This window comes from Protofrankia sp. CiP3 (assembly GCF_917627345.1).
In the GTDB taxonomy this organism is placed as follows: Bacteria; Actinomycetota; Actinomycetes; order Frankiales; family Frankiaceae; genus Protofrankia.
Genome location: NZ_CAKJTM010000015.1, coordinates 62,066 through 74,617 on the forward strand (window position 1 = coordinate 62,066; position 12,552 = coordinate 74,617).

Here is a 12,552-nt window from a genome sequence, read left to right on the forward strand (position 1 = left end):
CCGGGCGCTCTTAGCCGAAGAAGTTGAGGTGACGGGCGCCGTTCGCGTCGGTGGCCGCCGCGGCGACCGCGGACTCCAGATGCGCCCGCCACCAGTCCTCGGCCGAGTCGGCATCTCCGCCGCACAGCAGGGAGACGAGGTGCGCGTGTTCGCCGTGGGTGCGCAGGTTCACGGAGCTGATGTCGGCTCCCGGCTCGGCGGAGGACCTGGCCATCCGATCGGCGCACCCGACCTGGCCGGTGTGCGTTTCGATCATCCAGTAATACTGGCGCAGCGTGACGGCAACGGACTTGATCTGGGTCGCGTCAGCGATCGCCAGGTGGAACCGTGTCGTCGCCTTGGCGAAGGCTGCGGGGTTTGTCAGCGTCGCCTCCTCCCCGACCAGCGCGGCCTTGAGGGTCTGCAGGACATCGGGATCGCTTCGCTGGGCCACCCGGCGGGCCAGCGGCGGCTCGATCAGACTCCGTGCCTGGTGGATGTCGCCGAGATGCACTTCCCGGTGCTGAAGCAGTAAGGCCGTGTAACGGGCAGACTGATCGACCGTGGGCGCACATACCTGTGGGCCTGTCCGGGAACCTCGGCGGGGCCGGATGAGCATCTCCGACTCCAGGACTCGCAGCGCCTCACGCAGGGTCGGCCGGGATACGCCGAACCGTGACATGAGCTCCGCTTCCGGGGGAAGGAAGTCGCCCGTCCGCAGGTCGCCAATTATGATCATACGGCGGATGCGGGTCGCGACCAGCTCGGTAAGCTTCGGCCCGCGTTCCAGCGGAGCCGTGAGATCATCACTTTTAGTGATCACTTCAAATGCTCCCTGTTGTGGAGATTTTCGCCACTTTAACAAATACTTAAGGATGAATTATCATGGTTTGTCCGGGCGGTCGTGGCCAGGATGGCGCGGCGCCCGGCGGTGACGCGAAAATCATGATCGTATTATGGTCGACTGGCCAGGCTGTCTCCGCTGGGCGTCGATCGCTTCGAGCACCATCCATCAGACACGCTCTAGCGGCCGGTGAAGTTCGGTGGCCGGCGCTCGTTGAACGCGTTCACCGCCTCAGAAAGATCATGAGATGGGAGGAAGGCGGCATTCCAGGCCCGGACATAGCGCAGGCCGCTGTCGACCGCCGCGCTCCGGGCCGCGTCCAGAACCTCCTTGATGCCCTCGACGACCAGCGGCGGATTGGCCGCGGCCTCGTCGGCGAACGCATGGGCGGCGGCGAGTGTCGCGGCCGGGCCCGGCAGGACGTCATTGACCAGCCCGATCCGCTCGGCGCGGATCGCGTCGATGTCCTTGCCCGTCAGGGCGAGCTCCCGCAGGTGGCCGTCCCCGATGATGGCCGGCAGGCGTTGCAGGCTGCCCATGTCAGCGACTATGCCGACTTTCACCTCTCGCACGCTGAACATCGCCTCGGCGCTCGCGTAGCGGACGTCGCAAGCGGCCAGCAGGTCAACCCCGCTGCCGATGCACCAGCCGCTGATCGCGGCCGCGACGGGCTTGCGGCAGTTCGCGACCGCGGTAAGCGCATCCTGCAGGGCGCGCAGCTTGTGCAGCATGCGGGTGCGGCCATGGGCGAGACCGACGTCGGTGCCGTTCGGCCCGATGATCCCCTCGAGCATGGTCCGCAGATCCAGGCCGTAGCAGAAGTTGTCCCCGGACCCGGTGAGGACCACGGCGCGAACGCTGTCGTCAGCGTCCAGCGCGGCGAACACTACCGGGATCTCGCGCCAGAACTGCGGACCCATCGCATTACCCTTGCCGGGGCCCAGCAGGGTGACCTGGACCACTGGGCCACGCCGCTCGAGCCGCACTGACAGCAGCGACGGCGCGGGCGGATCGGTGAACACATATGGTTCCAGAATGATCTGTTCGTAACCGATCGCTCCTTCCCGCACCGAAGCGGCGTCGCTGTCGGCATCGCTGCCGCTGCCGCTGCCGTCGTCGCCGGAAGCATTCGCCGTTCTCTCATCTGTCGCGGTCATTGGAGCCCCTCCGCTGTCGGCTGCCCCGGGCTCTGGTGACGCTCGGGGCAGCCAGGTGTTTTGTCGCGGCCCATGCGGTGGTGAACAGGTTTGTCAACACCGGTCCTGTTGCTGATCGAATCAGTGTGGCACGCAGGCTACCGTTGGGTAGCAACAGCCTTCCTGGTGTGCGGGAAACGCGATCGCCCTTGACGAGATCGGTTCAGAGCGCCCGAGGACAGAACGTTCGATCAGTGAGCGGCTCCCCGCATCCCAGCCCCGCTCCTTGATCCACGCCACTGTTGCCAGGCGCTCTTATGCCAGCGGTCGCCGAGGGTGATCGCAGCCGTGGTGAACCCGCGGGCTCGGGGAGTGATACGGATGTCGGCGTGCGCCGAGAAGATCATCGATATAGGACGGCGCTGGCACTGCCGGCGAAGCCCGGCGACTGGGCCAGATAGTCCATTGCCGAACGCGAGCGCAGGGTGAGGTCCAGCGTTGCCGCCACGCAGTTGTTGTAGGAGTTCACGATGAGCTTGCCCTGTACCCGGATCGCCGAACTGGCCACATCGGTCAGGAACAGGTCCGCCACACAGCCGAGCTCCGGATAGGAGGCCCGTCCGACGTTGTCCCCGATGTCGCCGTTGGTCAGCGAGATCTTCACCGTGTACGCGGCTGATCCAGGCTGGCTCACGCTTCCGGACCAGGATCCCGGGAAACCGGAAGGCATGTCGTAGGTTCGCGCTGCCGCTGTGGGTGCGGGCGCCGCCGAGGACTGTGGTGCGGCGGGGGACCGGGCGACACCTCCGGCAGCGCCGCCGCTGCCCGTTCCGGCGGCGCTGCCCGAGCCCGGGCCGCTCGCGGTTCTCAGGGCGATCTCGGTCGTTGGCGGGGCGGTCGGCGCCTCGAGGCTTGGCGCCGCGGCCGATGCGGTCGGGGCAGCCGTCGCGGCGGGGCTGTGGCTGGTTGCCGTGCCGCCGCTTGCCACCGGTGGCCGTGCGTTGATGGTCGCGGTGTTCTGGGTGGTGGTAAGCGTGAGTGCCGCGGCACCGGCGGCCAGCAGCGTGACCGCTACCACAGTGATGATCGCGGTTTGCCGGCGCCGTCGGCCGGCCGATCGCTTCCGCCCGCTCAGGACGCCATCGTGTTGGCGGACCCAGCCGGCGGCGGTCGGTGCCTGACTGGCCCCTGTGCCGCCGGGCTCCGGTATGAAGGGCGAAATCTCGACCGGTGCGGCGAGGTCGAGCGTGCCGGTGGCACCCGCCCGGCGCGGGCTCACGATCGTCGCGTCCGCGGGGAGCAGAGCGGTCGCCCCGTCGTCCGGCTCGGCAGGCGCAGGCGCAGGCGTATCGTGATCGGCGTTACGTGGCGAGTGGGCTGGCTGCTGGAATCCGGAACTCGCGAGCAGGGCCAGCCCGCTTTCGGACCCGGCCGCGGTGGGACGGGCCGCCGGGTCCTTCGCGAGCATCCGAGAGATCATGTTCCACAGCGCCGGTGGGATGTCGGCAATGGGCGTGGGCGCGTCCTCCATGTGGGCACGCAGTAACGCGATCGGGTGCGGCCCGGAGAACGGCGGATCACCGGTCAGGAGCTCGTAAAGCATGACTCCCGCGCTGTAGACGTCGGCGGCCGGTTGTGCGTGCTCGCGCTGGGCCAGTTCCGGTGCCATGTAGAGCGGTGTCCCGATCGCGCCGGTGAGGCGGGTCAGCGACCGGCCGTGGGCGAGCCTGGCCACGCCGAAGTCGGTGAGCCGCGCTTGCGGATCAGCTGGGTCGGTGACGTCGATGAGGACGTTCGCGGGCTTGAGATCGCGATGGACGACGCCGGCCGCGTGCACGGCCGTCAGCGCGCGCAGCACCTGGCAGGTCAGCGCGACTGCCGCCGGGACGGCGAGCTTTCCCCGGTCCCGGAGATAGACCCTGAGGTCCACGCCGTTGACGAGGTCCATCACGATCGCGAGGGTGTCACCCTCCACCACCAGGTCGCGGACAGTGACGAGATGTGGATTGTTGAACCCGAGCAGCACGGATCGTTCCTGTACGAACCTGGCGACCACCTCGGGGTCGTCCGCGAGTTCCGCGCGCAGGACCTTCACCGCCACCTGACGGTCGCCGCCCACCGTGGATCCCCGCCAGACCTGGCCGAAGGCGCCCCGGCCGATTGGTTCATGCAGTACATAGCCAGAGCCAAGTTTCCGCACAGCGCGAGCCCCTTCCCCGGAAAATCCCACTCATCACACCATCTCGGTGACGGGTGATGTCCAGGTGGATGGATCGCGAGGCTGCGGGGGAGGCGTTCTGTGGTGGGCGATGCCGCGTCCCCTGGTGCCGGCCGCTCGTGCGGACGCCCGCTGTAGCGGGTCGGGCTGTCGGTGGGGCCGACGGCTGAAGCCGCTGGCCGCTGGCCGCCGGTGCCGCGAGCGTTGCCGGTCAGATGTTGAGTTCTTCCTTGACCAGGTGGTTCCAGGTGATGGCTCCGACGATGCCGTCGACGTCGCTTCCGACACTCCGTTGGAACCCTCGTACCCAGGCGTCGGTCAGCGGGCCGAAGACCCCGTCCACGGGGAAGGGGTGCGCGGGATCCCCGGTGCGGAAGTTCGCCTGGTCCTGAACGGCGCGCACCGCGTCGCCCTTTTCGCTTCGGTCGCCCTCGCGGACAGTGATGATGAGCGATGGCCAGGTCTGGTCGCCTACGGCGCCGTCAGTCGTGAGCCCCCGCAACGACTGGAACTCGCGAACCGCCGTCTCGGTCCGCGGCCCGAAGTTCCCGTCGATGGCGACGGTGTATCCGTGCGCGCGAAGAAGGTACTGTATGGTACGTACCGCTTCGCCTATTTTGCCGCTCTTCTGCATGGGCCAGGTCAGTGCCATGGTCGGCCTCCTTCGGCGCGTGGTCCTGGCGGCGGCCTCTGGAAGCCACCATCACTTCACTATAAGTGATGATTCGATTCCTGTCAGTCGCATTTCAGGGTTGGGTGACGAACGCGGTCCGCCTCGGAGAGCGTTTCCTCGTTGATCCTGTTTGGGTTTGTCCATGGACGCTGGGCTGGTAGGCGGCGGTGCAGCAGCGGCCCGGTCCGCAGTGACAGGTAGGCGAGGGCCGAGGCCGGGATGGGCAGCCAGAAGTTCGCCAGCCGCCAGGTCACCACCCCCAGCAGGGCGATGGCCCGGGTCGTGCTGAAACCCACGAGCGTCGGTACGAGTACTCCTTCGATGATCCCGAGCCCACCCGGTGTGATAGGGATAGCTGCCAGCACGTTGGCGAGCCCATAGGCGATCAGAAGACCGTCCAGTGCCGTTGCGTGACCGTAGGCATACAGAAACACCCACAGGGAAGCGGCGTCAAGTAACCAGTTCGCGGCCGCCCACAGTGTCGCCCTGATGAGCAGGGGCCGGTCCCTGCCGAGGACTCGGAGACGATCGGCGAGGGTGCGGACGAGATTTTCGGCGCCGCTCGGTGACACCCCTGGCAGGCGGCGGGCGATGGCACGGACGATGCGGACGGTCCGTTCGCTCCCACGGGTGAGCAGCACCACCCCGATGAACACCGCGCCGATCACCAGCGTCCCCACCACGGCCGCTGTTCCGTAGATCGGGTTGGCGCCCCGGGTGGGAATCGAGATCAGGAGGCCGATCCACAGCATCACGTTCAGGACAACCGCTGAGCCGGCGCCCTGAATCGCCGCGGCGGACACCGCTTCGGACGCGCCGATTCCGGCACTGCGTTGCAGGCGGTAGCGAAGCGCGCTCGCGGTGGCGGCGCCGCCAGGCAGCATATGACTGACGCCGAGCGACGTGAGATCGATGCGCGTCAGCGTCCACAGTGACGGCCGGTCTTCGCGGGCAAGCACGCTGCGAGTGAGCATCGCGTACGCAAGCAGGGAGGCGGCCTCTAGCAACAGGCCGACAACGAGATAGGCCGCTTCCACTCCGGACAGTGTCTCCAGAGCTTTCCGGGCACCCGCGAGCTGTGGCAACAGCGCATATTCGATCACTAGCAGGAGCACTATCGCGGAGGCTCCACGCCGCAGCCACATCGGTACCCTTAGCGACATCATGCATCCATGCTGTCGGATATCGAGGCCGCCATACGCGTTTTGTTACCTAAAGTTACCAAATTGTAGTGTTTGGGCCGAATACGGTATCTCGCTCATAGCTGTCTCGGGGATCGCCGGGAGAGGGCCGTCGGCCTGGGGGTGGGCGCGACCGAGGGCGTGGCCATCCATTGCGCGGGCAGCCTGGACTCGGACAGCAGGGCTCATGGCGACCCGACGGTGAGCTGTCCTATGTCTGATCCATGTTCACGCACCGGCCCATCATCCCGGATTCGGATACTCGTGAAGTTGGCGCGGGCGGCTGTCGTGCCGGGTGCGTGCGGTATTGAAGTTATCTGGTTACCCTTCGTATTGACATTGTGTGTATGGCGTTCTTGGCGAGTCACGTCAGCGGGTGTCCTGGACAAAAATACGCGAAATTCTCAACAGTGCGTGATGGATCACATGACGTGATGAATCACACGAAGTGACTGATCACATGACACGGGTGGATATGGCGACCATCGCCCACGTGGCGACTGCCCGCGGGCCGGGAGCGGCTGGGCAGGCGGCACACTGGCGGGGTGGATGTCACGTGGTGGGGGCACAGCACGGTTGGGATCCAGGACGCCGGCACTCGGCTGCTCACCGATCCCGTCCTCGGGATGCGGGTCGCGCACCTGCGCCGGCGTGCTGGCGCGCGTCCCGTGGCCCAGGCGGCGCAGGTCGACGCGGCGGTCGTTTCTCACCTGCACGCCGATCACCTTGACATCCCCTCGCTGCGGTTGCTGCCGCCGGCTGTGCCGATCCTGGTCCCACGCGGCGCCGCGGCCCTGCTGCGCCACCGGCATCCGGCGCTCGCGGAACGCTGCGTGGAGATGGTGCCGGGGGACCAGACCCGGATCCCGGCGCCGGACGGCGGCGGCGGTCTGGACGTGCTGGCTGTCCCCGCCCGCCACGACGGATCCCGCGGCCCGTGGTCGCGTCACCGCGGCCCGGCCCTCGGCTTTGTGATCACTGGTACCGCCACAGCCTGGTTCGCCGGGGACACCGCCCTGCACGACGCGATGGCCGATCTTGCCCCGCTCGGCATCGATCTCGCTCTCGTCCCGGTCGGTGGGTGGGGACCCAGCCTCGGCCCCGGGCACATCGACCCGGCCGGCGCGGTGGAGGCGGTGCGGCGGGTGATACCGGCGGGCCAGCCGGTCCCGGCGATGGCCGTGCCCATCCACTACGGGACGCTCTGGCCGATAGGTTTCGACCGCGTCCGGCCCGATCGTTTTCACGAGCCCGGACGCGAGTTCGCCCGTCTGGCCGATGCCGCTCAGGTGCCCGCCGAGGTGCGGGTACCCGCACACGGGGTGGCGGTGACCGTGCCAGGCGGCACCCGCGCCGGCACGGCGCCGGCCGGCACCGGTCAGGGCGGCGTGTCCCCGGTCGCTTCCGCCGACAAGGACTGATCGTTTTCGGCGGCGCGGGCCGCCGGGAAGGGGTCTCGGCGCAGCCCGAGCTGTTCCAGCCACTGGATGAGCTGGCGGTGGATCGCGTCCGGCCCCTCGATCGGACCGCCCGGGGCGGGCCAGGCCGCCGGGTACAGGAGCACCGCGCGGGTCTGGTCCCCACCGATCCCGCCGTGACAGCCGACCAGCTCCTCGAAGGCTGCGACCTCGCGGGTTCCCGGGTCCACCCGGCTCACCACGACAATGTCACCGACATGGTCCATCCGCTGGTGGCGTAGCAGGTCCGCCGCGGCCCGCGAGCCGTACCCGAGCAGGGGGCTGGTCCCCTCGACCACGCCGGTGTCCAGGAAGACACGCCCGTGGGCACCGAAGGCGACCGGACCATGCCCATGGCAACGGACGACCACGAACCCGACGCCGGGATGGTTGACCAGGCCCCGTACGAGTGCCGGGTGCAGGAACTCCAGGTGGTCGAGATCGGCGCGGCCGGCCACCTGCGGCAGGTAGACCATGGCCAGATTCCCGGACGCGACGACGACGAGATCTGGCCGTTCCGGGTCAAGCGTGACCTCGAGCCTGGATGGGCCAAACGTCACCTGGCCGTCGTCGATGCGGCGCCGGAGTATGCGCCGGCTTGGCCCGTCACCGGTGTCACCGCCGGTAACCTCGGTGAGCAGCGTGTTCACCGGACCCCAGTCCTCGGCGGTGCCGGTCGCGGCGGTCGCGGCGGCACCCGGGGTCAACAGGTCGCGGACGGTGTCGGGGAAGGAGCGTCCATAGCGCTGACGGAACGTCGCCCCCTGGCTCTGGCCGTGATCGGAAAGAGCGACGAACGTGTACGGGCGTCTCACGTTCGCCGCGACTCGCTCCAGCGTTGCCAGCACCCGGTCGATGCCCTCCAGGGTCTGCAGGGACTCCCGCCGATTCGGCCCGGCATGGTGGGCCACCTCGTCATAGTCGACGAAGTCGCAGAACACCACGGGCACGCCACGGGCCATCTGCTCGGCGATGAAGGTGACGTTGAGGTCACGCAGCAGGACGTTGGTCAGCCCCCGCAGCGCGATGTACGAGCCACCGCGCCGGACGCGGGGGAAAATCCTGTCCCGGCGCTGCTTGCGGGCCTGGTGCACCTCTTTAATCATTTCGCCGACGGTGAGGACCAGCGATCGAGCGAATCCCTGTGGGCTGGCCGCGAACGACGCGTACCCGCGGGCACGCCGTCCCGGTAGCCCAGCCTGACTGACGGTGAGCAGGCTGTGCGGGGCGTCCCCGGAGAAGACGTTGCTGATGCTCACTCCGCCGTCGGCAAGCAGCCCGCGTCCGTTGCTGAAGCCGCGTTCGATCTCAGCGGCGTCGCGCGGCCGGTTGGTGACGATCAGTCGTCCGGTGTTCTTTTCGTACCAACGGAAGGCAGGGACGTGACGGGACGCGCCGTGCAGGATGCCGGCCTGGCTGGTTGGGGTCGTCGACGGCATCCCGGTGTGCCATTCGACGAGCCGGTGCGACCCCGAGCGGACCCAGCGGCTCAGCGTCGGCAGGTTCCCGGCGGTGACCGCCCATCGCAGCAGCGGCGCGGACAGGCCGTCGATCTGCACGATGACGACCCCCGGGCCGTCGAACGGGATGCCACCGCCGCCGTACCGGGCAACCTGGCGCATGATCTCACCGATGAACGTCTCGTCGCTGCCCGCGTCGGCCAGCCAGCCGACCATCGCGGCGATCGCCGCGGTGGTCCAGGCGACGCCGATGGCCGCGCCGAAGCCGTGAAAGGCGACGTCCGGTTCGATGCGCAGCGCCACGTAGATCACGAGTGTCTGCGCGAACAGGCCGATGAGCAGCACCGCGATCCCGCCCAGGGCGACCGCCAGCGCAACGAGGATGGGCCGCAGCACCGCGCCGACGACCGCGAGAATGACAACCAGGCGGATCAGCCCAGCGAGGCTGTCCACCTCGATGCCGGGCAGGAAGGCGAACGCCAGGGCGAGCGCCAGCCCGCTCGCGACGGCCGACCGGATGACCCGCAGCAGCCGCCGTGGCGTCGGTTTCATCCCACGCAGCACCACGCCGCCGAGGCGCAGCCGCCCGCGCAGGAGCCGGCCGACGACGGCCAGCCGGGCCCGGCGGCGTCCGGACAGGTCCGCCTGTCCCGCCGTACCGGGGACGGTGCCCGGGGCACCGGTACGATCCGCAACCATATCCAGCGCAGACTAACCGGCAGAGACGCGATCTCATGATCGTTCAGGAGTCGTCAACCGGATGTCCGCCGGGTTGTTGTGACCTGGACTCCGAAGCGGCGCGCTGGCGTGTGTCCCCGGTCGCCCCGGCGGTGCGCGCGCGTCACCTTCGCCCTGGTTGGACCGCGGTGGACCGCTCGATCACGCACCATGGAAGACACGTCCGGACTGCCCGGTGGCGCTGGTGGGGCCGCTGGCCGGGGAGCGGGGTGATCAGATCGAGGTGGGCGGAGCGGCGCGGCGAGCCGACGGGCGGGAGGGCGTGGTGGGTGACACTCGCGTCCCCTCGGCCGCGTGCGGCCCGGCTCCGGAGCGGCCATCGGCCTGCGGGACCGTGGACGGCGCCAGCGCGACGGCCCGGGGCGACCGGGGCGACCGGCACACCGGCCCGCGTTCTCGGTGGGACCGGCCATTGCGGGCGGTCGTCATCGTGGTCACCGCGCTGTGCTGGCTGGCTACGGTTGCCCTGCTCACCGTTCACGGCACCGTGCAGCAGCCCGGTTACTACGAGCGGGTACTCGCCGACGCTCACGTGTACGAGCGCTTCTATACCGAAGTCCTGCCCGACCCGCGGGTCGTCGAGGTCTCCGGCCAGCTCTTCGCCGGTCTCCCGGTGGACCAGTCGCTGCTGACCGCGAATCTGCGGGTCGTCGTCCCGCCATCGTCGTTGCAGGGGGTGGCAGCCAGCCTCGCCGAGCGGACCGCGGGCTATCTGAGCGGCGATGCCGACACGCTCTACCTGCGCATCGACCTGCGGCCGGTGTTGACCAGCATCTCCCAGCTCGCCAGCACCTATCTGGCCGGTGAGGTGGCCGGTGCCACGACGTACCCGGTGGACGACGTGAGCAGGTTCACCGTTGGTCTCCTTGATGCGCTTGACCAGCTGTCGATGGGGCGCCCACCGGCTGGCGTGCCGTCGATCGGGGCGGTCCGGCTCTCGCCGCAGCAGGCCGATCACGTTGCCGACGTCATTCTTGACCGGGCACCCGGACTGGACGGCCTGGAGCGCCGGGCCGCGCACGAGCAGCTGGTGACGTTGATGCGGGCCGGCGACCTGACCTCGGCGCTGGTGGTCGCGGGCCCGCTGCTCTTCCAGGGGGATGAGGCGGCCATCGCGAACCTGCGCCGCCGGGTCGGTGGCGGCACGGTGCTCGATCTCGGGCCGGTGCTCGCGGGGCTGCCCGCCTCACCGGGTACGTCCGCGGCACACGCCGTGCACAGCCTTGGCTCGGCCGGTGTGCTGCTTGCCGCCGGCGCGTGTGCGGGCCTGGGGCTGGCGGTGCTCATGGCCGGCTTTGTCGCCGTTCGCCGGCAGGGTGGTCGTGGCCCGCGGCTGGTCGCCGCCGCGCTCGCCGTAGCCGGGATCATCGCGGCAGCGGCCGGTGGTGTGCTCCCGGGCCTGCTCGGCGACCCGTTCGCCACGCTGACCGGCCCCTCGTCATCGCTCCCGGTGAGCGTCCGGGCGATGCTCGGCGATATCTGGGCGGGGCTGGCCGGCCAGGCCCAGCGCCGCTGGCTGGAATTCGCGATCATTCCGCTGGTGGCGGCTGCCGGCAGCACGATGGTCATGGCTGGGGTGACCGCGCTCGTTCGGTCGACCGCGCGGCGGCGACACTGGGAGACGCTGGTGGCGGCCTCGGCGGCGATCACTTCCGTGTGCTGGATCGTGTTGCCGCTGCCGGTCGCCCCGGCGGCGCGGATCTGTAACGGTTCGGATCTGCTCTGCGGCCGTCGTTACACCGATGTGGTGTACCCTGCGACGCACAACGCCATGGCCTCCAGCGACGCGCGCTTCCTCGGGGCGGCCCAGGATCCCGATCTGATCGGTCAGCTGAACTCGGGCGTCCGGGCCTTGCTGATCGACGTCCACCACTGGACGCTGCCTGACGAGGTGGAGACCTTCCTCAGCGCGCTTCCACCGGACCAGCGTGCCGCTGTCGAACCGCTCACGCGCGGCGCCCGGTCCCAGCGCGCGGGGCTGTGGCTCTGCCACGACGTCTGCCAGCTCGGGGCGCTGAGCCTGGATACGGAGCTGGCCCGGATCCGCGGCTGGCTCAGCGCGAATCCGACCGAGGTCGTCACGTTAATCATCCAGGATGGGGCGCCCGCGACCGAGGTAATGGCCGCTTTCAGCGCGGCGGGGCTCAGCCGGTACGTGTTGACCCCGCCCAAGGATCCTGGCGGTGCTTGGCCGTCACTGGGCTCGATGGTCGAGAAGAATCGCCGACTGGTCGTGTTCGCCGAGAGCGCTGATGTCCCGGGCTCCTTTTATCGGCGGTTTTTCCGATATGCGGCCGACACGCCGTTCGACGTCTCCGCGCCCGACGGTTTCACCTGTTCCTTCGGGCGCGGCGAGCGGAAGCCGGCGATCATTCTCATCAATCACTGGATTACCCGGACCGCGAGCAGCCGGGCTGACGCGGCGGTGGTGAACCGCCGGGCGTCCCTGCTTGATCAGATAGGGGCGTGCCAGCGTGCGCATGGGCGGTTGCCGACGTTCGTCGCGGTCGACTACGCCACTATCGGTGACCTTATCCCGACCGTAGCGGAGCTGAACCGCGGTTCCGCCAGGTAAAATGTCCGGCTCGCGCCGCCCGGGCGGCGCCGTTGGTCGTTGTCGTCGGCCGACGCCCAGCACATCCGGCGTCTCCCTCCGCTACCTCGTGATCCATCCACCCGGACGTCACTGTCTGATCGAATACCCGACTGCCGGATCCTCTTACTCAAGTCATTGAAATACAAAATATGTACTATTTTTTATGGATTGTCACGACTGACATTGGCGGCGGGCCGCTGGAAACCCTAGGATCGGGTCTGGCTGCCTAACCGAACGACTATCGACTGGTCACATAACTGCATATCGACG

General features: G+C 68.7%; 8 protein-coding genes. 2 read left to right on the forward strand and 6 right to left on the reverse strand.

What is annotated here, in order from left to right; translation table 11 throughout:
* Window positions 1–10: 10 nt before the first annotated feature.
* The 5 genes from MJ797_RS08410 to MJ797_RS08430 form a co-directional block, all read right to left on the reverse strand.
* Entirely contained in the window at window positions 11–802 is a 792-nt protein-coding gene (locus MJ797_RS08410) for a FadR/GntR family transcriptional regulator (protein WP_239333440.1), read from the reverse strand.
* A gap of 200 nt (window positions 803–1,002) precedes the next feature.
* Complete coding sequence (locus MJ797_RS08415; protein ID WP_239333442.1) at window positions 1,003–1,980, reverse strand: crotonase/enoyl-CoA hydratase family protein; 978 nt, start codon at window positions 1,978–1,980, stop codon at window positions 1,003–1,005.
* 382 nt (window positions 1,981–2,362) lie between these two features.
* Window positions 2,363–4,189 carry a protein kinase gene (locus MJ797_RS08420; protein WP_308128296.1) on the reverse strand — a complete coding sequence of 609 codons (1,827 nt, stop codon included), beginning with the start codon at window positions 4,187–4,189 and terminating at the stop codon, window positions 2,363–2,365.
* 199 nt (window positions 4,190–4,388) lie between these two features.
* Window positions 4,389–4,829, reverse strand: coding sequence for a peptidoglycan-binding protein (locus MJ797_RS08425; protein WP_239333446.1), 441 nt, complete (start codon window positions 4,827–4,829; stop codon window positions 4,389–4,391).
* A gap of 83 nt (window positions 4,830–4,912) precedes the next feature.
* Window positions 4,913–6,013 carry a YbhN family protein gene (locus MJ797_RS08430; RefSeq protein ID WP_239333448.1) on the reverse strand — a complete coding sequence of 367 codons (1,101 nt, stop codon included), beginning with the start codon at window positions 6,011–6,013 and terminating at the stop codon, window positions 4,913–4,915.
* A gap of 563 nt (window positions 6,014–6,576) precedes the next feature.
* Here MJ797_RS08430 and MJ797_RS08435 point away from each other — a divergent pair.
* Window positions 6,577–7,452, forward strand: a complete 876-nt coding sequence (locus tag MJ797_RS08435; RefSeq protein WP_239333450.1) for an MBL fold metallo-hydrolase — start codon at window positions 6,577–6,579, stop codon at window positions 7,450–7,452.
* Here the strand turns inward: MJ797_RS08435 and MJ797_RS08440 are convergent.
* Complete coding sequence (locus MJ797_RS08440) at window positions 7,410–9,647, reverse strand: phage holin family protein (RefSeq protein WP_239333452.1); 2,238 nt, start codon at window positions 9,645–9,647, stop codon at window positions 7,410–7,412. The two genes, MJ797_RS08435 and MJ797_RS08440, sit on opposite strands and share 43 nt — an antisense overlap.
* Window positions 9,648–9,861: 214 nt before the next feature.
* Here MJ797_RS08440 and MJ797_RS08445 point away from each other — a divergent pair, with 214 nt between their 5' ends.
* Complete coding sequence (locus tag MJ797_RS08445; protein ID WP_239333454.1) at window positions 9,862–12,261, forward strand: hypothetical protein; 2,400 nt, start codon at window positions 9,862–9,864, stop codon at window positions 12,259–12,261.
* Window positions 12,262–12,552 lie beyond the last annotated feature (291 nt).